General features: G+C 55.2%; 23 protein-coding genes and 1 tRNA gene. 12 read left to right on the forward strand and 12 right to left on the reverse strand.

What is annotated here, in order from left to right:
• Positions 1-167 precede the first annotated feature (167 nt).
• The 11 genes from JOE34_RS01345 (at position 168) to JOE34_RS01395 (ending at position 10,790) form a co-directional block, all read left to right on the forward strand.
• Positions 168-1,895 (forward strand): tetratricopeptide repeat protein, encoded by a 1,728-nt coding sequence (locus JOE34_RS01345; RefSeq protein WP_074907579.1) that lies wholly within the window; start codon positions 168-170, stop codon positions 1,893-1,895.
• A gap of 4 nt (positions 1,896-1,899) precedes the next feature.
• Positions 1,900-2,517: a lipoprotein insertase outer membrane protein LolB gene (gene lolB / locus JOE34_RS01350; RefSeq protein ID WP_003345270.1), complete on the forward strand. Its 618-nt coding sequence runs from the start codon at positions 1,900-1,902 to the stop codon at positions 2,515-2,517.
• 2 nt (positions 2,518-2,519) lie between these two features.
• On the forward strand, positions 2,520-3,368 hold the full coding sequence (gene ispE, locus JOE34_RS01355; protein ID WP_029572612.1) for a 4-(cytidine 5'-diphospho)-2-C-methyl-D-erythritol kinase: 849 nt from the start codon (positions 2,520-2,522) through the stop codon (positions 3,366-3,368).
• A gap of 37 nt (positions 3,369-3,405) precedes the next feature.
• Positions 3,406-3,480 (forward strand) — tRNA-Gln (locus JOE34_RS01360).
• A gap of 45 nt (positions 3,481-3,525) precedes the next feature.
• Complete coding sequence (locus tag JOE34_RS01365; protein ID WP_003317125.1) at positions 3,526-4,467, forward strand: ribose-phosphate pyrophosphokinase; 942 nt, start codon at positions 3,526-3,528, stop codon at positions 4,465-4,467.
• Positions 4,468-4,591: 124 nt separating this feature from the next.
• The gene (locus JOE34_RS01370; protein WP_003317126.1) at positions 4,592-5,206 is read left to right on the forward strand and encodes a 50S ribosomal protein L25/general stress protein Ctc; all 615 of its coding nucleotides are present in this window, start codon (positions 4,592-4,594) and stop codon (positions 5,204-5,206) included.
• A 164-nt stretch (positions 5,207-5,370) separates the two neighbouring features.
• A complete protein-coding gene (gene pth, locus JOE34_RS01375) occupies positions 5,371-5,955 on the forward strand; it encodes an aminoacyl-tRNA hydrolase (RefSeq protein ID WP_003317127.1) in 585 nt (194 codons plus the stop codon).
• Positions 5,956-5,976: 21 nt separating this feature from the next.
• Entirely contained in the window at positions 5,977-7,077 is a 1,101-nt protein-coding gene (gene ychF, locus JOE34_RS01380) for a redox-regulated ATPase YchF (protein WP_003421685.1), read from the forward strand.
• A gap of 212 nt (positions 7,078-7,289) precedes the next feature.
• Entirely contained in the window at positions 7,290-8,459 is a 1,170-nt protein-coding gene (locus JOE34_RS01385; RefSeq protein ID WP_192152089.1) for an integrase arm-type DNA-binding domain-containing protein, read from the forward strand.
• Positions 8,456-9,316: a hypothetical protein gene (locus JOE34_RS01390; RefSeq protein WP_209995012.1), complete on the forward strand. Its 861-nt coding sequence runs from the start codon at positions 8,456-8,458 to the stop codon at positions 9,314-9,316. Before JOE34_RS01385 ends, JOE34_RS01390 begins: the two co-directional genes overlap by 4 nt.
• Positions 9,317-9,827: 511 nt before the next feature.
• On the forward strand, positions 9,828-10,790 hold the full coding sequence (locus JOE34_RS01395; RefSeq protein ID WP_056843729.1) for a tyrosine-type recombinase/integrase: 963 nt from the start codon (positions 9,828-9,830) through the stop codon (positions 10,788-10,790).
• A 28-nt stretch (positions 10,791-10,818) separates the two neighbouring features.
• Here JOE34_RS01395 and JOE34_RS01400 read toward each other — a convergent pair whose 3' ends face one another.
• From JOE34_RS01400 to JOE34_RS01415, 4 genes are all read right to left on the reverse strand, one after another.
• Positions 10,819-11,010, reverse strand: a complete 192-nt coding sequence (locus tag JOE34_RS01400; protein WP_199868956.1) for a hypothetical protein — start codon at positions 11,008-11,010, stop codon at positions 10,819-10,821.
• A 495-nt stretch (positions 11,011-11,505) separates the two neighbouring features.
• Entirely contained in the window at positions 11,506-11,886 is a 381-nt protein-coding gene (locus JOE34_RS01405) for a hypothetical protein (protein ID WP_010924793.1), read from the reverse strand.
• A 328-nt stretch (positions 11,887-12,214) separates the two neighbouring features.
• Positions 12,215-13,207, reverse strand: coding sequence for a YncE family protein (locus JOE34_RS01410; RefSeq protein ID WP_056843728.1), 993 nt, complete (start codon positions 13,205-13,207; stop codon positions 12,215-12,217).
• A gap of 157 nt (positions 13,208-13,364) precedes the next feature.
• Positions 13,365-14,261, reverse strand: a complete 897-nt coding sequence (locus JOE34_RS01415) for a LysR family transcriptional regulator (RefSeq protein ID WP_056843727.1) — start codon at positions 14,259-14,261, stop codon at positions 13,365-13,367.
• A gap of 117 nt (positions 14,262-14,378) precedes the next feature.
• Here JOE34_RS01415 and JOE34_RS01420 point away from each other — a divergent pair, with 117 nt between their 5' ends.
• Positions 14,379-15,548 carry a TDT family transporter gene (locus tag JOE34_RS01420; RefSeq protein ID WP_010428856.1) on the forward strand — a complete coding sequence of 390 codons (1,170 nt, stop codon included), beginning with the start codon at positions 14,379-14,381 and terminating at the stop codon, positions 15,546-15,548.
• Positions 15,549-15,556: 8 nt separating this feature from the next.
• Here JOE34_RS01420 and JOE34_RS01425 read toward each other — a convergent pair whose 3' ends face one another.
• The 8 genes from JOE34_RS01425 to JOE34_RS01460 form a co-directional block, all read right to left on the reverse strand.
• Complete coding sequence (locus JOE34_RS01425; protein WP_056843726.1) at positions 15,557-16,159, reverse strand: uracil-DNA glycosylase; 603 nt, start codon at positions 16,157-16,159, stop codon at positions 15,557-15,559.
• On the reverse strand, positions 16,159-16,704 hold the full coding sequence (gene ppa, locus JOE34_RS01430) for an inorganic diphosphatase (RefSeq protein ID WP_003317533.1): 546 nt from the start codon (positions 16,702-16,704) through the stop codon (positions 16,159-16,161). Before ppa ends, JOE34_RS01425 begins: the two co-directional genes overlap by 1 nt.
• A 115-nt stretch (positions 16,705-16,819) precedes the next feature.
• On the reverse strand, positions 16,820-18,103 hold the full coding sequence (eno, locus tag JOE34_RS01435; RefSeq protein WP_056843725.1) for a phosphopyruvate hydratase: 1,284 nt from the start codon (positions 18,101-18,103) through the stop codon (positions 16,820-16,822).
• A 73-nt stretch (positions 18,104-18,176) separates the two neighbouring features.
• A complete protein-coding gene (locus JOE34_RS01440; protein WP_003317535.1) occupies positions 18,177-18,518 on the reverse strand; it encodes a hypothetical protein in 342 nt (113 codons plus the stop codon).
• Between the two features lie 94 nt (positions 18,519-18,612).
• The gene (locus JOE34_RS01445; RefSeq protein ID WP_003317536.1) at positions 18,613-18,879 is read right to left on the reverse strand and encodes a hypothetical protein; all 267 of its coding nucleotides are present in this window, start codon (positions 18,877-18,879) and stop codon (positions 18,613-18,615) included.
• Positions 18,880-18,921: 42 nt separating this feature from the next.
• Positions 18,922-19,245 carry a DUF190 domain-containing protein gene (locus tag JOE34_RS01450; protein WP_003425060.1) on the reverse strand — a complete coding sequence of 108 codons (324 nt, stop codon included), beginning with the start codon at positions 19,243-19,245 and terminating at the stop codon, positions 18,922-18,924.
• 80 nt (positions 19,246-19,325) lie between these two features.
• Positions 19,326-19,691, reverse strand: coding sequence for a hypothetical protein (locus JOE34_RS01455; RefSeq protein ID WP_056843722.1), 366 nt, complete (start codon positions 19,689-19,691; stop codon positions 19,326-19,328).
• Positions 19,688-21,034 (reverse strand): voltage-gated chloride channel family protein, encoded by a 1,347-nt coding sequence (locus JOE34_RS01460; protein WP_192000393.1) that lies wholly within the window; start codon positions 21,032-21,034, stop codon positions 19,688-19,690. The genes JOE34_RS01455 and JOE34_RS01460 overlap by 4 nt, the downstream gene beginning before the upstream one ends.
• Positions 21,035-21,113 lie beyond the last annotated feature (79 nt).

Below are 21,113 nucleotides of genomic sequence, written 5' to 3' on the forward strand. Positions count from 1 at the left end.
AACCACCACATATTATTGTCCCACTACAATCGCTCGTCGCAGACCGTGCTTTTCGGTCCGCGACACTGCAAACACACGCATTGCATCAGTTTTTCCGACGGCTGTGGGTTTTGCCAACAGCCTTGTGTCATGATGCTCCCACCGCAGGTAAGCCGCCCTTCTTATATATGAATAGATCCTCCGCGTTGTTCCTTGCTCTTGCCTTTCTAGGCGGCTGTCAGTCCATGACCCCCGCCTCGTCACAGCCTGTGCCAGCTCAAAAGGACGCCCCGCCCGCGCCTGAAGCCAAGCCGCAGGTCTATGGCTCGTTCACTCAGGACACCCTGGTCAGCCTGTTGAGTGCGGAGCTGGCTGGCCAGCGCAACCGCTTCGACATCGCCCTGGACAACTACGTGACCCAGGCGATCAAGACTCAGGACCCGGGGGTCTCGGAGCGCGCTTATCAGATTGCCGAGTACATGGGTGCCGATCAGTCGGCGCTGGATACCGCGCTGATCTGGGCGAGGAACGCACCGGGCAATCTTGAAGCGCAACGAGCCGCCGCCATTCAACTGGCGCGCGCCGGACGTTACGATGACTCCCTCGTGTACATGGAGAGGGTCCTGCAAGGCCAGGGCGACACGCACTTCGATTTCCTGGCCCTGTCGGCGGCCGAAACAGATCCGGACACCCGCAATGGTCTGCTCAAGAGCTTTGACCGGCTGCTGGGCAAATACCCGAACAACGGCCAGCTGATTTTCGGCAAGGCGTTGTTGCTGCAACAGAACGGCGATTCCGAACAGTCGTTGAAACTGCTCGAAGACAACCCGCCTAAAGAAGGTGAAATCGCGCCGATCCTGCTCCACGCCCGTCTGCTGCAAAGCATGAACCGAGGCAAGGAAGCGGTGCCCCTGCTGGAAAAAAGCATCAAGAAATACCCCGACGACAAACGCCTGCGCCTGACCTATGCGCGCATGCTCGTCGAGCAGAACCGTATGGAAGACGCCAAAGTGCAGTTTTCTGCGCTCTTGCAGCAGTATCCGGATGACGACGAGCTGCGCTTCTCGCTGGCCTTGGTGTGCCTTGAAGCCAAGGCTTGGGACGAAGCAGCGGGTTATCTGGAAGAGCTTATCGCCCGTGGCGCGCATGTCGATTCGGCGCATTTGAATCTGGGCCGCATCCACGAGGAGCGCGATGACCCGCAAAGCGCGCTCAACGAATACGCTCAGGTAGGCCCCGGCCCGGACTTCCTGGCAGCGCAATTGCGCCAGGCCGATATTCTGGTCAGCAACGGTAACGGTGCCGAAGCCGCCAAACGGCTGTCCGAAGCCCGCGCCGAAGAGCCCGATTATGCTGTGCAGTTGTACCTGATCGAAGCCGAAACACTGACCAGCAATGATCAGCTGGATCGTGGCTGGCAGGTATTGAATCAAGCGCTCAAGCAATACCCGGACGACGCCAACCTGCTGTACACCCGCGCCATGCTGGCTGAAAAACGCAATGATCTGGCGCAGATGGAAAAAGACCTGCGGACCATCATCAAGCGCGAACCGGAAAATGCCATGGCGCTGAATGCGCTGGGCTACACGCTTTCCGATCGGACCACGCGTTATACCGAAGCCCGCGAACTGATCGAAAAAGCCCACAAGATCAGCCCTGACGATCCGGCAGTGCTCGACAGCCTTGGCTGGGTGAACTACCGCCTGGGCAATCTGGACGATGCCGAGCGCTACCTGCGTCAGGCACTCGAGCGCTTCCCCGACCACGAAGTCGCCGCCCACCTGGGCGAAGTACTCTGGGCCAAGGGCGAGCAGCGCGAAGCCAAAAAAGTCTGGGCCAAGGCCCTGGAACAACAACCCGACAGCACCGTCCTGCGCAGCACACTGCGACGCCTGACCGGATCAGAGACCCTTTGACGTTATGTTTTTGCGCCACGTATTAGTATTCAGCCTCATCGCCCTGCTCACCGGCTGCGCCGGCCTCACCTCCCGCGAAGCCGTTCAGGGCAAGGGTGACCCCGCGCAATGGCGCGAGCACAAACAACAACTGAGCAGCCTCGATGGCTGGCAGATCAACGGCAAGGTCGGTATCCGCGCGCCGAAAGACTCCGGCAGCGGCACCCTGTTCTGGCTGCAGCGCCAGGATTACTACGATATCCGCCTGTCCGGCCCGCTCGGTCGTGGCGCAGCGCGCCTGACCGGCAGGCCCGGCGCCGTGGTGCTCGAAGTCGCCAATCAGGGCCGTTACGAAGCCACCTCGCCAGAATCACTGCTGCAGGATCAACTGGGCTGGAAACTGCCCGTGTCTCACCTTGTATGGTGGGTACGCGGTCTGCCCGCACCGGATAGCAAAAGCAACCTGACACTCGATGGCGACAGCCGGCTGGCCAGCCTTGAACAGGATGGCTGGCAGGTGGAATACCTCAGCTACGTCGAGCAGAACGGCTATTGGCTGCCGGAGCGCGTCAAGCTGCACGGACAGGACCTTGATGTCACGCTGGTCATCAAGGACTGGCAGCCTCGCAAACTGGGGCAATGACCATGAGCACGCCACAGCTGGTTTTGCCTGCCCCGGCAAAACTCAACCTCATGCTGCACATTCTGGGACGTCGTCCTGACGGTTATCACGAACTGCAGACCCTGTTTCAGTTTCTCGATTACGGCGACGAACTGGGTTTTAGCGTTCGCGAAGATGGCGAGATTTGCCTGCAGACCGATGTTCCCGGCGTCCCGCACGACAGCAACCTGATCGTCAAAGCCGCCCGAGCCCTGCAAAAACAGTCCGGCTGCACACTGGGCATGGACATCTGGCTGGAAAAACGCCTGCCCATGGGTGGCGGTATCGGCGGCGGCAGCTCGGACGCAGCGACCACCCTGCTCGCCCTGAATCATTTATGGCAGCTCGGCTGGGATGAGGATCGTCTGGCGCAACTGGGGCTGACGCTGGGCGCCGATGTACCGGTTTTCGTGCGTGGACATGCCGCTTTTGCTGAGGGCGTCGGCGAAATTCTCACCCCGGTTGACCCGGAAGAACCGTGGTATTTGGTGCTCGTTCCGCAAGTATCTGTAAGTACAGCAGAAATTTTTTCAGATCCGTTGTTGACACGCGACACGCCGCCCATTAAAGTGCGCCCCGTTCCCAAGGGAAACAGTCGAAATGACTGTAAGGCGGTTGTAGAGAGGCGTTACCCAGAAGTACGTAACGCTTTGAATTTGTTAGGTAAATTTACCGAAGCAAAATTAACCGGAACTGGAAGTTGTGTGTTTGGGGCCTTCCCAAACAAAGCTGAAGCTGATAAAGTCTCGGCCCTTCTTACAGAGACCCTTACGGGGTTCGTAGCGAAAGGAAGCAACATCTCGATGTTGCATCGCAAGCTGCAAATTCTGTAGCAGGAATTGAGTGCCAGGCACTCGATTGATTCAATACAGGGGCGTCGCCAAGCGGTAAGGCAGCAGGTTTTGATCCTGCCATGCGTTGGTTCGAATCCAGCCGCCCCTGCCATTTTCTATACTCATCCAGGTTACCCTCAGCCTCTAGGTACTGCGCGTGTCCAAGATGATGGTCTTTACGGGGAATGCCAACCCCGATCTCGCTCGGCGTGTAGTACGTCAGCTGCATATCCCACTGGGTGATGTTTCTGTTGGAAAATTCTCCGACGGCGAAATCAGCACTGAGATTAATGAAAACGTCCGCGGTAAAGACGTCTTTATCATTCAGCCGACCTGCGCACCCACGAACGACAACCTGATGGAACTCGTCGTGATGGCTGATGCCTTCCGTCGCTCCTCAGCGTCCCGAATCACTGCTGTGATTCCCTACTTTGGTTATGCCCGCCAGGATCGCCGTCCGCGCTCCGCACGTGTGGCCATCAGCGCGAAAGTTGTCGCTGATATGCTGACCGTAGTGGGAATCGACCGTGTGCTCACGGTTGATCTTCATGCTGACCAGATTCAGGGCTTCTTCGACATTCCGGTAGATAACATCTACGGCTCCCCCGTTCTGGTGGATGACATCGAAGATCAGCGCTTTGAAAACCTGATGATCGTTTCCCCGGATATCGGCGGTGTCGTGCGTGCACGTGCTGTCGCCAAATCCCTGGGTGTCGATCTCGGTATCATCGACAAACGCCGTGAGAAAGCCAATCACTCCGAAGTGATGCATATCATTGGTGATGTCGAAGGGCGTACCTGCATTCTGGTCGATGACATGGTCGATACCGCCGGCACGCTGTGCCACGCGGCCAAGGCCCTGAAAGAGCATGGTGCTGCCAAGGTCTTCGCCTACTGCACACACCCTGTGCTGTCGGGTCGGGCGATCGAAAACATTGAAAATTCCGTGCTGGACGAACTGGTGGTGACCAACACCATCCCGCTGTCCGCCGCTGCTCAAGCCTGTGGCCGTATCCGTCAACTGGATATTGCCCCGGTAGTCGCCGAAGCGGTTCGCCGCATCAGCAACGAAGAATCGATCAGCGCGATGTTCCGTTAACTGACATCACGCAGACGAAAAGCGCCCCGCCCTGACATCCGGTCAGGGCGGGGCTTTTTTGCCCATACCATCCGAGCGCTGGTCGCAAACGCAACGGTGGATGTGGTTAATTTGGAGATACAACATGAACGAATTTACCCTGAATGCAGAACAGCGTTCCGACCTGGGGAAAGGTGCGAGCCGCCGCCTGCGTCGTCTCGCTAGCCTGGTTCCAGCTGTCGTCTACGGTGGCGACAAAGCCCCCGAGTCCATCAGCATGCTGGCCAAAGAAGTTGCCAAACTGCTGGAAAACGATGCGGCCTACAGCCACATCATCGAGCTGAACGTTGGTGGCAAGAAGCAAAACGTCATCATCAAGGCGCTGCAACGTCACCCGGCCAAAGGCCACGTGATGCACGCTGACTTCGTGCGCGTTATTGCCGGCCAGAAACTGACCGCAATCGTGCCGATCCACTTCCTGAACGAAGAAGCTCCGGTCAAGAAAGGCGGCGAGATCTCGCACACTACCACTGAACTGGAAGTGACCTGCCTGCCGAAAGACCTGCCTGAGTTCATCGAAGTTGATCTGGGCGCGCTGGAAGTAGGTGACAACGTTCACCTGTCCGAACTGAAAGCCCCTAAAGGCGTTGAGTTCGTCGCTTTGGCACACGGTACTGACCTGGCAATCGCCAACGTCCACGCACCGCGTATCGTCAAAGACGAAGAAGAAGGTGAAGCTGAAGAAGGCGCTGCCGAGTAATTCATTACTTGGTAACGTCGGAGTTGCTCAGGGAACATCGCGAGCGATAGCAGGCAAAGCGGGCGAGATCGCTGAGTTTACATCATGGTAAATGAGCAGTTTTCGTCCACATTGCCGCTGTCGTCAGCGGTTCAACCCTCAACTCCAAAGGAAGAGCCCCTGTCGTGACCGCCATACAACTGATCGTGGGCCTGGGAAATCCAGGCGCCGAATACGAACAGACCCGGCATAACGCAGGGGCTTTTTTTGTTGAGCGTATTGCTGCGGCGCAACGAGTCAACCTCGTTCCCGAGCGCAAATTCTTTGGCCTGACCGGGCGCTTCACGCACCAGGGTCAGGATGTTCGTCTGCTGATTCCCACCACGTACATGAACCGCAGCGGCCAGGCTGTCGCGGCACTCGCCGGCTTTTATCGCATTCCGGTCGAGTCGATTCTGGTGGCGCATGACGAACTTGACCTGCCTCCGGGCGTTGCCAAACTCAAAGTGGGCGGCGGCCATGGCGGTCATAACGGGCTGCGCGACATCATTGCGCAGCTCGGCAACCAGAACACATTTCATCGCTTGCGGCTTGGCATTGGCCACCCGGGCGATGCCAGCAAGGTATCCGGCTTTGTCCTGGGTCGAGCGCCACGCGCCGAACAGGAAAAACTGGACGCCAGTATCGACTTTGCCCTCGGCGTGCTGCCGGATATCTTCGCCGGTGAATGGAACCGGGCGATGAAAAACCTGCACAGCCAGAAGGCCTGACATCACTCGAGGGGAAACACCATGGGATTCAATTGCGGCATCGTCGGCCTGCCTAACGTCGGCAAGTCCACCCTGTTCAACGCCCTGACCAAATCTGGTATCGCGGCCGAGAACTTCCCCTTCTGCACCATCGAACCGAACAGCGGTATCGTGCCGATGCCCGATCCGCGCCTGGCGGCCCTGGCAGCCATCGTCAATCCGAAACGCATCCTGCCGACCACCATGGAGTTCGTCGACATCGCCGGCCTCGTGGCAGGGGCTTCGAAGGGCGAAGGCCTGGGCAACAAGTTTCTCGCCAACATCCGCGAGACCGACGCCATCGCCCACGTGGTGCGCTGCTTTGAAGACGAGAACGTGATTCACGTTTCCAACAGCGTCGACCCCAAGCGCGACATCGAGATCATCGATCTGGAACTGATCTTCGCCGACCTCGACAGCTGCGAGAAGCAACTGCAAAAGGTCACCCGCAACGCCAAGGGCGGCGACAAGGAAGCAGTGGTCCAGAAAGGCCTGCTGGAACAGTTGATTGCACACTTCAGCGAAGGCAAGCCTGCACGCAGCCTGATGAAGAGCATGAGCAACGACGAGAAAGCCACCATCCGTGGCTTCCACCTGCTGACCACCAAACCGGTCATGTACATCGCCAACGTCGCCGAAGACGGTTTCGAGAACAACCCGCTGCTGGACGTGGTTCGTGCCATCGCCGAAGAAGAAGGCGCAATGCTGGTGCCGGTCTGCAACAAGATCGAAGCCGAAATCGCCGAGCTCGATGACGGCGAAGAGAAGGACATGTTCCTCGAAGCCCTGGGCCTCGAAGAACCCGGCCTGAACCGCGTGATTCGCGCTGGCTACGAAATGCTCCACCTGCAGACCTACTTCACCGCAGGCGTCGAAGAAGTCCGCGCCTGGACCGTCCGCGTCGGTGCCACCGCACCACAAGCCGCAGGCGTGATCCACACCGACTTCGAAAAAGGCTTCATCCGCGCCGAAGTGGTGGCGTATGACGACTTCATCCAGTTCAAGGGTGAGTCAGGCGCCAAGGAAGCCGGCAAGTGGCGTCTGGAAGGCAAGGAATACATCGTTAAAGACGGTGATGTGATGCATTTCCGGTTTAACGTCTGATCGGCATATTAAGTTTCAGGGTGTTTTTTGAAACACCGAGAAATTGATCGACCCCCAGTAAAACCGCGCCTTTGCGCGGTTTTACTGTTTCAGAACGTCCCATTTTGTTTCTGCCGGTTCCATCCAAAAGGTGAGTAGGTTTCTGAGTACAGGAATTTGCCAAGCACCAAAGCGGTGAGTACAGTGGGTTCTCAGCCCACGGAGACCTGAGTTTGCTAACCGATGCCCACTGCCGCAGCGCCAAGCCGAGGGAAAAGCTATATCGGCTCAATGACCAACGTGGTCTGTACCTTGAGGTCAAACCTACAGGCGTGAAAGCATGGCGGTATCGCTTTGCGCTGAATGGCAAGTCCAGCATGATCGGACTAGGCGATTACCCAACCGTGAGGCTGTCAGAAGCAAGAGAACGAAGTGAAGCGGCACGCAAGCTGGTCAAGGAGGGCGTAAATCCAGCCCGCCAAAGGCAGCTCGACCGGGTTAGGCAAGCAAACGAAGCGACCAATACGTTTGATGTCATAGCCAAAGAGTGGTTGCAGACCAAAGACTGGGAGGACATCACCAAAAATCGACGCCTCGATATGTTGGAGCGAGTGGTGTTTCCCAACATTGGAAAACTTCCTGTCCGCGAGGTTACCTCAGCTCAGATACTTAACATCCTCCAGTCAACATTCAAGCGCGGCGCTCCGAGCGTAGCAGCAGAGGCTCGTCGCACCATGTCTGCGGTATTTGAATATGCCGTCGCCACGCTCCGAGCCGATAGCGATCCAGTCTGGCCGGTTCGTAAAGCACTACCCACCAACAAAACACAGCATAAGACTGCCCTAACCACGGATCAGATCGGCAAGCTATTACGTGATTTTGACAACCACCGTTGCAGCTTCCAGCTCAATTACTGCATCCGACTGATGTGGTGGACGCTAGGGCGGCCCAGCGAGGTAGCCGAAGCCGAATGGGAGGAGTTTGATCTTGAAGCAGCGATTTGGCGAGTACCTTCACGGAGAATGAAAGCACGAAAGGAACACATTGTTCCCCTGCCCCACCAAGCAATCCAAATGCTCAACGTACTTAACGGCATCACTGGCAACCGGACGCATTTATTCCCCGGCCGAGATAATCGGCAAATGCCAATGGCCGTCGCATCGATGCGTCAGGCTTTGAAGGTGTTAGGGTGGAGCGGCAAATACAGCCCCCATGGTACGCGGACGACTGGCAGTACTCGGCTAAATGAGCTCGGATACAGACCCGATGCCATCGAAGCTCAACTTGCTCACGCTGACCAGAACAACGTTCGTCGAGCCTATAACCATGCGACATACTTCGACGAACGACGCTCGATGATGCAGGATTGGGCAGATCACCTTGACGCCTGGAGTAAGGAATGAACGAGCCGCGATATCTACCCGAGGGTTTTGCCAGCAGCTTGAGCAAGCAAGAGGCTAAGTTGATCAATATCGTGGCCGGGATCGCCTACAAACGTCGTGAAGCCGGATTGCCCACCATTTGCCAACTCCAGCCATTCTGCATGCAAATATTACAACTTGCGGCCGACTACACCCGACTAAAAGAACATGAGAAGTTGAAGCAAGCTAGAGGTCCTGCGCTTCAAAATATTGCACGTGCATGCTCAGACCTTCAGATCGCACTACAAACGCTGGATCCAGATGGAATTGAGGCGTTAATACATATCACTAATCGCCAAAGCGGTGAGACTGAGGAGACCCTTCGGCAGCATTGCTTAACCCCTTCACCGCACTTATCGATCATGGAGCGGCTCCAAATCCAAGAGTTGGAAGCCATCCAAAAAGCTGCCAATGGCGCTTCCAGTGCGCGAAGTCGTGGCCGTCGGTCTCAGGCTGCTGAACGGTGGACATCGCTGGAGTTCGTCCGCCTATGCCACTCGATGGGCTGGTCCAACGTACAGGTAGCAAATGGTGGATCGGAAAGCAAAAACAGGCGGCTTCCGGTGCCATCTGACGCTGTGATCTGTTTGGCAGCCATTTTTGAGTTTTCGGGAACACCTTCGGCACGCTCGTTCACACATGCGAACACTGCACTTCGATCATTACGCAAAATTACCCAACATGCTGTTGTCCATACCTATGGCACCGCGGATGACGCTTATGAGGAGTGCGAACACTATGAAATTTCGCTCAAGACAAGCGTAAGTGACTCGTTAAAGCTGCTTGCGGAGCTACCCAATTTCATTCCAAAGGAGACTCTACCTCCACCCTGCGAGTGAAGGGCCTTCGTCCGGTCTGAGACCCACTTGCAGATCTTGGCAGCTCACCTATTTGAACCAACCATAGCTCATGCGTGAGCGATAGCGTTCAGGCGCAGATCCGAACTCATGGCTCGCGCAACCTGAGGGCCCGCTCAAAAGGGCAATTTGTGTATCACCAAAACCAGTTCTCAAAGCGGAGATTACCCGCATGAGATTGAAATCTTTAAACATCGCATAGGTCATTCGGCCCCAGATTTCACGTAACAGCAAGCAAAACTGGGTCCTTCACTTATCAGATTCTTGAAATTGAGAAAGCCGACTTTTTAACAAAAGCGGCCAGAAGCAGCTCTTTCAGATACCGGTAACCACTACCTTAGCGAACCTGTACTGCTCTAGATAACTGCCGATAAAATGGGTTATCACCAATTATTGCCGTTTATCGGTTTCGAAGGCGGCTTCCATACTTGACGTTGCTTTCGTGACCAAAGACGTGGCCAACGATCGCCGGTGAGCCAATGATGAGAAATATATGCAGGAACTGACCAGTGCCCATCAGAATGATCAGCGTCGGCTCACGTCGGTCGAATTTCAGACGCTGGCCCAAGTTCCGGCCGCGGTCGAGTGGTTTGCCAACCTGGACAATCCTCGGACACGACGTGCCTACCAAAATGACCTGGAAGACTTCTGCGGTTTTGTCGGATTGGCTTCGGCCGATGAATTTCGCGTCGTCACCCGATCACATGTTTTGGCTTGGCGCGCTCAGCTCGAGCATCGCGGTCTGGCGGGCGCCACAATCCGGCGCAAATTGGCGGCGCTGGCCAGCCTCTTTGATCACCTCCTGGAGAGCAATGCGATCGCCGGGGGCAATCCCGTGCACGGCGTGAAACGCCCGAAGATCGAAAGCAACGAAGGCAAGACTCCGGCATTGGGCGATCACCAGGCCAAAGCGCTGCTCGAAGCCCCGGATGAAACGACCCTCAAAGGGCAACGCGACCGGGCGCTATTGGCTGTTCTTCTTTATCACGGGCTGCGCCGCGAAGAAGCGGCGCTGCTGCAGGTGAGCGACATTCAGGATCGCCGCGGAATTCAGCATTTGAAGGTGCATGGCAAGGGCGGCAAGGTGCGCTACCTGCCGTTGCACCCGGTGGCGGCTGGACGCATTCACCAGTACCTGGAGAGCTCAGGGCATCATTTGGCGGACAGGAAGGTGCCGGTCTTCATCCCACTGCGCGGCAAGTTGACCGGTGCCGGCATTACGGCCAACGGCATCTACACCGTGGTGGCGGCCTACGCGAAGATGGCTGGGATTGAGGTCGAAGGCCTTGGGGTTCATGGACTCCGAGCAACGGCAGCCACCAACGCCTTGGAGCATGAAGCCGATATCGCCAAGGTCCAGGCCTGGCTGGGTCATGCCAACATCAGCACGACCAAGATCTACGATCGGCGGGAGAACCGGCCGGAGGATTCACCCACCTATAAAGTGAAGTATTAATTGAAGTGATCGAGGCCTAAGCGGCAGCTCACCCACGCGCACTGCCGAGGATGTGGTGCAACGCTGCCCCTTGGATGATGACCTTCCACATCGCTGGCTGGACAGGTGTCGGCATGTAGAAAGGGGCTTTCGCAGTCTTCCAGCGCTTGGCTTTCCATGCAGCCAGTGCATACAGCACGTCCGGCAACGATCGACCATCGACCGTTCCATTCCTCAACACCTCGTTCAGTCTCCACTGTTTCGACTCCTCAGCGTACGTTTGTTAGATGCTGAAAGTAGCGCTGTGCGGGCCGGTTTGATACGCCCAAAACCATACCCTTGTTTGAGTTGTAAGCTATGCGCACCAACCAATAAAGCGACGCCTGTTGGTCGGCTTATTAACGGCAGCTTTCGGCCATAAGCAGACCTTCGCCCGCATATCTACGATGCCCTACCGTTCTAATTGGCGTTGCCTCAGAATATCGGTCCACTAGCGGCTGGATGGAACCACCATGCGCATCGTCACAGACTCCCGGCCAAACGAAATCCTCAGGCTGGCGTTACGGGAATACGTCCAAGGTGTACCGTACCTCGGCCCCATTTTTCGTTGAAATGATCCATCAAAGATTTATGAGGCGCGGCGGCTACATGTTGGCGAAAATATCAGGTGTGTATTCTTCTGGTTTGCGCCACTGACAAAGCCAGTGGCGTAAGCCAGCCTATTAATTATTTGACGTTACGGCTTGGCAACGTGCCAGACCTGGTTGACGCCGTCACCGGTTGTATCCCCTGGCTTGGTATCTTTGACCCAGCTGTAAAGTGGCATGCCTTTGTATGCCCATTGTTTTGTGCCATCGTCTCGAGTGACGACAGAGTAATCATGACCCGCTTTCGCGTCTGCGGATACCGGTAAAGGTGGCCAGTTTGAAGCGCATGGCCCATTGCAGACCGACTTGCCCGAGGTGTCCTTACCGAAGGTATAAAGAGTCATTCCTTTCACGTCTACGAGTACTTTTCCCTTGTCCGTTTCAGCAAGCTTGACTGGCGCATCGGCGAGCGCCAAACCCGACATGCAGCTGGCGGCAACAGCGACGGTGAGAATCATCTTTTTGAACATATGTATTTCCTTTGGTCATTTTTAATTTTTAAAAGACCCACCTGCTTTTGAAACGGCAAGCGATCAGACAGTAGACGAGCCACAAACAGGTTAATTCAATTCCGTAGAAAAAACGTCCCGATATCATTTTTTGCTGGAATGCTGGGCTCCCCCCCCCCCGGACCCTATGCCTTCCTCAATTGAGCAAAGCGACGCTCACGGTCACGCATCACTGGCTCATCTCAATGAGCGACGGCGATCCATCATCCAGGACTCATCATTTTCACTCATTATTATTCACTTGGTCGTGGAGTATCAGCAGGCCCCCATGAAGGCCTGCGCTGTTCAATCAGTCGGCCTTGAGCGTCGACACCACCTTGTTGCTGGCGAGATCGACTGTGGAGATACTCAAGTCCTCATTGAGGACATACGCCTTCGACTTGTCTTTGGTGAAGACAATGGCCTGGCGGGGTGCCTTCAAACCGGTCACAGTGGTGGTCACTTTCAGCGTTTTGGTGTCGATCACTGAAAGGCTGTTGTCACCGAGGTTACCCGAGTAGACGTGCAGCCCGTCTGGAGTGAGGGCTGCGCCGTAGGGGTCTTTGCCAACCATGACGGTGGTTGTGATGGCGCGTTTTTGAGTGTCGACAACTGCGATGCTGTTACTGCCGCTGTTAGCCGCGTACAGCGTATTGCCGTCCGCCGATATGGAGATGGCGCGCAACTTGTTGAAGCCAGTGATCTCACCTTCAATCGTATTGGTCTTGCTGTCGACCAAGGTAATTTTGTCCCCAAGAAAGTTGGTGACATAGACGGTTTTGCCGTCAGGACTTACTCGGATGCCCTGGCGCGGTTGGGAGAAGCCAGGTACCACAGCTACTGGCCGCTGGTGATCAAGGTCAATGACCGACAGCGTGCTGGCCGCTTCATTGTTGACGTAGAGCAGGCTTCCGTCCTTGCTGAGTGTGGTACCAAAAGCACCTGCGCCCAACGGAATATTTGCGATCACTTTTAAAGTCTTGGTGTCAATCTTGCGCACGACCCCCAAACTGCTGTCGGAGAGGTAGAACACATCGCCAGTTGGCGAAAACACAATATTTCGCGGCGTGACGTAGCCGGTGAGAACCTGGCGAACCTTACCGGTTTTCAAATCATAAACCACTACATCTGGACGCTGACTGTAAGAGACCACCGCCGTCGTTTCATCAGGGCTGACGGCCAGCGAGTTGTTGTGAATATCGCCGTCAAACGTCCAGCGATCTTGCGCGGCCCACGCGCTCATCGATGCGGCCAACGCAACACCCAACGTCAGGGCTGTGACGGTTTTCTTTATCACATTCATCAGAATTTCCTCATAGGGTAAGCAAGGCACCCAGTCGCGCCTTGGCATATACAACTCGTTCATCGCTGCAGGGCAATGAGTTGACTTTATGCGTCGTTGATAAATTCCGGAAACAACTTGTTTTGGTAGCTCTTACCTGTTTTATAAATAGGTCCAGCTATTCCTGGCTCACGAATTGACTGCATTTTTCCCAGAATCGCTCAAGCCCAGGCGAGATGTATTTGTCCCGGTGGCGGATCAGAAAAAAACGTCGGGTCAGTGCAGGCAACGCGTGCGGCAGTTCAACCAAGACTTCAGAGGCCAGTAGATCCCGAACGACCCAGCGGGACAGGCAACTGATGCCGATGCCTTGTGCGAGGGTATGCTTGATGGCCTCTGAACTGCCGATCTGGCGCGTTTCGGCGAGATCGTGCAAATGACGCAGCAGCAATTGTTCGACTTCTTCACGGGTACCAGAACCTGGCTCGCGCAGTAGCCATTCAGCGGTACGAAGATCATCAAGTGTGACCTGCTGCTTTAGTGCCAAGGGGTGCCGTTGGCCTGCGACAATAAGCAACTCATCAATTAGCCAAGGCTCGGCACTGAGTTCGGGCAGGTGGCAAGGCCCCTCGATCAGGCCCATATCAATCTCGAAATCAGCGACTCTTCTTGCGATAGCCATGCTGTTGGCCATGTCGACATCGACCCTCAAATGTGGTGTTGATTGACGTAGCTCACCGAGAATCAATGGCAGAACATAATTGCCTATCGTGGTACTGCATCCTACCCGCAAGCGTGTCTTCAGCCCGGCATGGCCGGGTAAGAAACTGGCCTCTATCTGTTGTGCATTCTCAAGCATCCTTCTGGCTTGAGGCAGTAAGGCATGGCCGTTATCGTTCAGCACTAAACGCTTGCCTACACGGTCGAACAGCCTGGTATCCAAGGCGCTTTCCAACTCGTTCAGTGCGGCGCTGGTTGCAGATTGGGACAGTGACACCGAAATGGCGGCGCTGGTGGTGCTACCGTGCTGCGCGACGGCGCAGAAAATTTGTAGCTGGCGTAGGCTTAGCTTCAAGTAATCTACCTTCTTAATAGGTCATATAAACCTATACTATCCGTTTTTACCGCTATTCCCATCAAGCTATACTTCAACCATGTCATATCGAAGGCACACTGAAGCGGGAGCGCGAAAATGAGTGAGACACGACTCGCAGCTATAATGGGCGGCAGCCATCCACTGGCGGCTTTGTCCAATCCACGAGAAGCGATCCGGCAGTTCACACCCAACTGGTTCGCCGCCACGATGGGCACCGGGATTCTGGCGCTGGCTCTGGGCCAACTGCCCTTTGTTGCGCAGTGGCCCAAAGCGTTAGGGGAAGCCTTGTGGTTTTTTAATATCGTGCTGTTTTGCCTGTTTACGCTGATGTACGCGAGCCGTTGGGTATTGTTCTTCGATGAGGCCAAACAGATCTTCGGCCACTCCACTGTATCGATGTTTTTTGGAACTATCCCCATGGGATTGGCGACCATCATCAACGGTTTTCTCCTTTATGGTTTGCCACGCTGGGGGGGTGGGGTAGTCGCTTTAGCCGAAGTGTTGTGGTGGATCGATGTCACCATGGCATTGGCCTGCGGGGTGCTGATCCCGTATATGATGTTTACTCGCCAGCAGCACAGCATTGATCAGATGACAGCGGTATGGCTGCTGCCAGTAGTTGCGGCTGAGGTGGCTGCCGCCAGTGGCGGTCTATTGGCTCCGCACCTCGCTGATGCGAGCGCACAGTTCACCATGCTCATCACCAGCTACGTGCTGTGGGCCTACTCGGTGCCCGTCGCCTTGAGCATACTGGTGATCCTGTTACTGCGCATGGCGCTGCACAAACTACCTCATGAAAGCATGGCAGCATCGAGCTGGCTGTCTTTAGGGCCGATCGGTACCGGGGCTTTGGGGATGTTGCTGCTGGGCAACGATGCTCCAGCAATCTTTGCTGCTCATGGAATGGCAAGCATCGGCGGCGTAGCCGAGGGCATTGGCTTGATCGGTGGTGTGCTGTTCTGGGGGCTGGGATTGTGGTGGATGGTATTGGCGCTGCTAATTACCGGGCGCTACTTCAGGGAGGGCATTCCCTTCAACCTCGGCTGGTGGGGCTTCACCTTTCCGCTGGGAGTGTACGCCGTAACAACCCTCAAATTGGGCTCTATGCTGCACCTCACGTTCTTTAGCTTCTTTGGCGTGGTGCTGGTGTTGATGCTGACTGTCATGTGGATGATCGTCGCGGCTAAAACCCTGGCTGGTGCCTATCGCGGCAACTTGTTCGTCTCGCCGTGTATCCACTCGCTGAGCAAGGCGAGCAAAACCTGAGCCTTTGGCTACTTGATCGACTGTTTGGCGTGACGCAGTGTGGACAAAATGCGCTGCCTAACATTCGGGTGAGTGCAAACAGAAAGGGGACTTGGGTGTGGCATTTCCAGCAATGAAAAATTAGGGAAGGCGAGCCGAACACGCGGTATGGCTTTCTGGGCAACACGTCCGGCAAACACGATAGTGACGAGATCAGGGAAAAGCGTCAGTAGCGTGATCAGCATCTCGATACCTTCCTCAATTTGCGCTCTGCGGAGCGGACCCTTGGGCTTATCGAGATCTGGTAACCAAGGGTACAAATTCCAAAGGACGGTTTTGTGACGTGCCAGTCCAACCTGCTCAATGAAACCTTTCAGGTTGCGTTGTGCAGGCCCCGGATTGTCTCTTGAGACATACCGTGGAAGACTGACCGTTCGAGCGGGCGATTCCAACAAGATCAATACCCTTGCGAAGACGCCGCCATCCAGTGGATCGAAATACGGTAATGTTCTTTCGCCCGTGGACTGGGCCATTACCCAGCGCGTCAATTCAGCAGTTTTCGGCAGCAGCAAAAAGTCTTCTCTTGCCTTCAGAGAAATTTCCTGCTCTGCGCTCTTCTGATTGAGTAACACTACTTGGAAGCCTCCTTCTTCAGGTTATAGGCCGCTACCGATTTACGAATATCTTCCCGCGCTTCGTCTGCGCTCCCCCAGCGGCCCATTTTCACCCACTTACCCGGCTCTAACGCTTTGTAGTTTTCGAAGAAGTGCTGAATCTGTGCGAGGAGTAACGCAGGGAGGTCAGAGCATTCCTTTACATTGCTGTACATAGAGCTGAGTTTTTCATGAGGCACTGCGATTACCTTGGCATCCGCACCAGCTTCGTCCGTCATGTACATCACACCTACTGGGCGACTGCGGATGACAACGCCAGGTGATACCGGGTAAGGGCAAATCACGAGGACGTCCAAAGGATCGCCGTCATCGCTCAAGGTATTTGGAATGAACCCGTAGTTAGCCGGGTAGAACATCGGCGTGCTGAGGAAGCGATCAACGAAGATCTGTCCACTTGGCTTGTCCACCTCGTACTTGATCGGCGAGTGGTTTGCAGGAATCTCGATAACGGTGAAGAAGTCATCGGGGATCGCGTTACCAGCTGGAATATCCGTGTAGCTCATGCTCATATCTCCAAGCGTCTAGGAAAGGCCAATGCCACTGACGTTTTTGCCAACAGCTATACGTGGTTCGTTTTTTTACGGTCACCAGTCCAACAGGTTTACCGGCGATAGGCCGTCAGCGCACGAATGCATCATGTCCTGCATAAAACGCACGGCTGCCAAGATACTCTTCTATTCGCAGAAACTGATTGTATTTCTCGACCCGCTCCCCCCGGCATGGAGCTCCTGTCTTGAGATGGCCAGTCCCCATCGCGACAGTCAGATCAGCGATGGAGCTGTCCACCGTCTCCCCGCTACGATGAGAAACCATCGCCCCCCAATTTGCCCCATAGGCCATTTCGATGGCGGCTTTGGTCTCAGTCAGCGTTCCGATTTGATTAGGTTTGATCAATACGGCATTGGCGACGTTTTCTGTGATGCCTCGCTGAATCCGTTCGACATTGGTGACAAATAGGTCATCTCCAACCAACTCGATCCGGTCACCCAGAGCAGCATTCAATAGCTTCCAACCTGACCAATCGTCTTCCGCGAGGCCATCTTCCAGTACCGCAATCGGATACTTGTCGACCCAGGAGGAATAGAGACTAATCAGCTCTTGAGCATCGACCTTACGACCCTCAGAGCGCAGATGGTAAAGCCTGTTTTCATAGAAGCCGCTGGATGCTGGATCGATAGCGATCTCGATCTGAGATCCAGGCGCGTAACCAGCCCTTTCGATTGCCTTGATGATCAGCTCAATGGCGTCTGAGTTTTTCTTGAGTGCCGGCGCAAAGCCGCCCTCATCTCCGACCGCAGTTGAATAGCCGACGTCCTTAAGCACCGCTTTCAGCTCGTGGTACACCTCGGCGCCCCATCGCAAGGCTTCCTTGAAACTGCCAGCCCCTGTAGGTGCAATCATGAATTCCTGAAAGTCAGGGCCTTGCCAGTTGGCGTGGACACCTCCATTGAGAATATTGAACATCGGGACGGGCATTCTTGCTGCTTGCTCGCCGCCCAGATATTGGAACAAGGGCAAGTTCAGCGCAGAAGCCGCCGCTCTGGCAACGGCGAGGCTCACGCCCAAGATCGCGTTTCCTCCAAGCCTGGATTTATCAGAGGTTCCATCCAGCTTAATCATAAAATGATCAATTTGTTCCTGGTCAATCGCATTCATGCCCCTCAGAGACTCAAGTATTTCGGTATTCACATTGCTAACGGCCTTTAACACTCCCTTGCCGGAGTACCGCTGTGTATCTTTGTCACGCAACTCAACTGCTTCGTGAGCGCCTGTAGAGGCACCGGACGGTACTGAAGCCCGGCCCATGGCGCCGCACTCCAAGGTGACGTCGACTTCAACGGTAGGGTTACCGCGTGAATCGAGAATTTCACGTGCATGAATGGCCTGGATTTGCGTTTTCATTGATCTTCTCCAAGTAACGATTCGGGAGCGTCATTAACCATTTGAATCCGTTGAGAGGCCTCTATGTCGGACGTCAGCTCTCCATGAGTATCCTGAACAGCTGCACTGCCGACACCGCAATTGCGGGAACCAAGAAGCCTCCAATAATTAGTTCAGGAATCTCTCCCACCAAGGGCATGAACTGCCCTCTTTTTGCCATCTGGAAAAGCTCCATCATTTGGTTTGAAGCAACCATTACAGAGCAGCAATACGCCGTCTGGGCTTGTAGCCTGACGCGCCTTTGATTTAGCAGATGAAAGGTCAGCAAGGACACTCCAACGCTTACGATGAAAAGCGCGGCGAACTCATAGACGGATCCTGTGAAAAACCTGCCCATCACAAGCCCGAATACGATGCTCAGCGTCACTGCGCTCATGTGGTCTCCCAATTCTCTAAAATGATTTTGATGAGCCGACGTCGGTGAGCTCCATTTCGCGATCTCATCTTTGGATTGCCAACCGCCATCGCGCTCAATGTTGCTGTGCTCTCAGCTCGTAGCCCGGTACGCAGGTCTGGGCTACGTCGGCCTTGCAGGACTTTTCACTGGGCATACGCATCGTGACTAATGCGCCTTCGAGCGGGGTGACGACGTACCACCCCTCGCTCGAAATCTTTTGATTGTCTGCGATGCCCGCCAGAAAAAGCGACCAAAAAACCAGTCCTACGAGGAGCTGCCTGTTGTCATGAGCCCAGTTAGCGGGGGCTGGCTGTGGACGTAGGTTATAAACTCGGTACATGGCGTTTATCCTTTTTATTGGTTGTCCAACAAGGTGCGTTTTTTAGTTTTTCGCCTGGCCCACTCGACCGTATTCGATGGGCAATTTGATATAGCTCAGTGAAAACGACTCCTTGGCCAATGCCTCCAGCAACCTGTCGCACCCAATTTCATCAGTGGATATAGTCACCGTGACGGGATGGTCGGCACCGCCGAGGAAATGCGCCGTATGCAAATGCCCCAAATGATCTAGCCCCTCTGTACCGCTCACCAACGTCGCACCCAACGCGCCCTCTCGCTTGGCGAACTCGACCAACCACTCTCCCAGTGGAAGGTGCTGGTAGTTGGTACTCTGTTCGGTGAAAAACGTCAGTTGAAAGCCGTTCATAGCTACATCCTCTAATGTCGCGAGTGACCGACGCTTCGGTCGGCCTTACCTCTTCATTTCCGAGCTGTTTTCAAACTGAATTACGACGCGTCAGTGAGCGGTAACTCACATAAGAGAAGAACTGCTCGCACTTTGCGTAACTCGTCAGCGTGGTCGCGCAGGAATGCGCGCAGCTTGTCCTCTGTATCTAGCAATTCCAGACACTGGGGATGACGCATATCGCCAAGCTCCGGGTGATGATGGGAGATGCGATAGCCTGGCAAATAACCTGCAGAAATCGTCTTGAGCATGACCTGCTCAATTTTTGCTTTTTGAGCAACTTTAAGGAGGTGCTGGGCTAGTGCAAGTGCGCTTAGGTGGTGCCAGAAGCTGGTCACGCGAGCCCGGCTAGCGCCAGGAAAATAGAGTTGCAAAGCTGTCAGGCGATCTTGGTGATGTTCAATCATTTCTCTTCCCCCGCAAGAGTCACTTTCCGCTCGCTGGCGGATTCACTTTGAGCATGAAATTGCTTGATATCAGAGAGCCGGATTTCCTCCGGAAGAGGACGGTGATGCTTGCTGTGGCCGACGCGCTGGGCGTGATAGATCCCGGTGTGTCCGGATACGAGGTAACTTGCGATACAGGCAATGGCTGCAAGCGGAGCAATTTCGGGCCCGAAGAGCTCCATGGCCATAACGATGGTTGCCAGTGGCGTATTAGCTGCACCGGCAAAGACGGCGACAAAGCCGATACCAGCCAGCATGCCGAAGGGAAGGTGCAAGACGGGAGCCAGCGCATTCCCCAAGGTGGCACCGATGTAAAACAGCGGTGTCACTTCACCGCCTTTGAATCCAGTGCCCAAGGAGACAACGGTGAACACCATCTTTCCAAGCCAATCCCAAGGGGCCATTGGCATTTGAAAGGATTGGACGATGCTCGGAATGCCTAGCCCGATGTACTTATCAACGTCGATGTAATGGTTACTACTGAGCGCCCACACTGAGACTGCGATCAGCAGGCCGCCGGCGAAGGGTCTTAATGGTGAATAGGTGATAAGCCGCTTAACGAAGGCTCCGAGCTTGTGGGTTGCAGTCGCGAATAGCAGGCCGGTAAGGCCAAAGATAATCCCAGCTGCCACCACAGCCATGACGCTCCACAGCTGCACCGGAACCACTTCGCCAATGACGTAATGCGTGTGAACCACGCCCCAGGCTTGCCCCACCTGGTCAGCAACGATTGCCGCAACCACGCAAGGGAAAAGCGCGTCGTAACGCATACGTCCAATGGCCAATACTTCAAGTCCGAATAAAGCCCCGGCAAGAGGGGTGCCGAAGACGGACGCAAAGCCAGCACTGATACCGGCCATGAGAATCACCCGACGGTCTTCGCGGCGCAGACGGAAGACATGCGTCAGTTGATCGGCAAGGGCACCGCCCATTTGCACCGCCGTCCCCTCACGTCCCACAGATGCACCAAAAAGGTGGGAAACCACGGTTCCAATCAGCACCATCGGCACCATGCGCAAAGGCACGATCTTCTTAGGATCATGGATTTCATCGATGATCAGGTTGTTTCCGGCATCAACGGGTTTGCCTATCAAGTGATATGCAAGTCCCACAGCAAAGCCAGCCACTGGCAGGAGCCAGATCACCAAAGGATGGGTTTCTCGCCACTGGGTGGCATGATCCAAGGAAAGGAGGAATAACGCAGAAGCAGAGCCTGCCAAAAGAGCTACAAGACCTGCAAGCGCAAGCCATTTCGCTATATAGGGCAGTAAGTCGAGTTGTTCAGGTCGTCGAAATTTAGACATTTGGCCAGCCACAAAAAAGTAAGTGGGCCTGACCAAAAAGGGAATCTGAGCGCGAACGCCTACAGACCTGATTGATCAG

Source organism: Pseudomonas sp. PvP028 (genome assembly GCF_017832255.1).
In the GTDB taxonomy this organism is placed as follows: domain Bacteria; phylum Pseudomonadota; class Gammaproteobacteria; order Pseudomonadales; family Pseudomonadaceae; genus Aquipseudomonas; species Aquipseudomonas syringae.

Coding starts and splice junctions, on each gene's coding strand:
- JOE34_RS01455 (WP_056843722.1), bottom strand. CDS start 19,691: ATGATTGAACATCACCAAGATCGCCTGACAGCTTTGCAACTCTATTTT.
- JOE34_RS01345 (WP_074907579.1), top strand. CDS start 168: ATGAATAGATCCTCCGCGTTGTTCCTTGCTCTTGCCTTTCTAGGCGGC.
- JOE34_RS01460 (WP_192000393.1), bottom strand. CDS start 21,034: ATGTCTAAATTTCGACGACCTGAACAACTCGACTTACTGCCCTATATA.
- JOE34_RS01450 (WP_003425060.1), bottom strand. CDS start 19,245: ATGAACGGCTTTCAACTGACGTTTTTCACCGAACAGAGTACCAACTAC.
- JOE34_RS01445 (WP_003317536.1), bottom strand. CDS start 18,879: ATGTACCGAGTTTATAACCTACGTCCACAGCCAGCCCCCGCTAACTGG.
- eno (WP_056843725.1), bottom strand. CDS start 18,103: ATGAAAACGCAAATCCAGGCCATTCATGCACGTGAAATTCTCGATTCA.
- ispE (WP_029572612.1), top strand. CDS start 2,520: ATGAGCACGCCACAGCTGGTTTTGCCTGCCCCGGCAAAACTCAACCTC.
- JOE34_RS01370 (WP_003317126.1), top strand. CDS start 4,592: ATGAACGAATTTACCCTGAATGCAGAACAGCGTTCCGACCTGGGGAAA.
- ychF (WP_003421685.1), top strand. CDS start 5,977: ATGGGATTCAATTGCGGCATCGTCGGCCTGCCTAACGTCGGCAAGTCC.
- JOE34_RS01395 (WP_056843729.1), top strand. CDS start 9,828: ATGCAGGAACTGACCAGTGCCCATCAGAATGATCAGCGTCGGCTCACG.
- JOE34_RS01440 (WP_003317535.1), bottom strand. CDS start 18,518: ATGAGCGCAGTGACGCTGAGCATCGTATTCGGGCTTGTGATGGGCAGG.
- JOE34_RS01405 (WP_010924793.1), bottom strand. CDS start 11,886: ATGTTCAAAAAGATGATTCTCACCGTCGCTGTTGCCGCCAGCTGCATG.
- JOE34_RS01410 (WP_056843728.1), bottom strand. CDS start 13,207: ATGAATGTGATAAAGAAAACCGTCACAGCCCTGACGTTGGGTGTTGCG.
- ppa (WP_003317533.1), bottom strand. CDS start 16,704: ATGAGCTACACGGATATTCCAGCTGGTAACGCGATCCCCGATGACTTC.
- lolB (WP_003345270.1), top strand. CDS start 1,900: ATGTTTTTGCGCCACGTATTAGTATTCAGCCTCATCGCCCTGCTCACC.
- JOE34_RS01420 (WP_010428856.1), top strand. CDS start 14,379: ATGAGTGAGACACGACTCGCAGCTATAATGGGCGGCAGCCATCCACTG.
- JOE34_RS01390 (WP_209995012.1), top strand. CDS start 8,456: ATGAACGAGCCGCGATATCTACCCGAGGGTTTTGCCAGCAGCTTGAGC.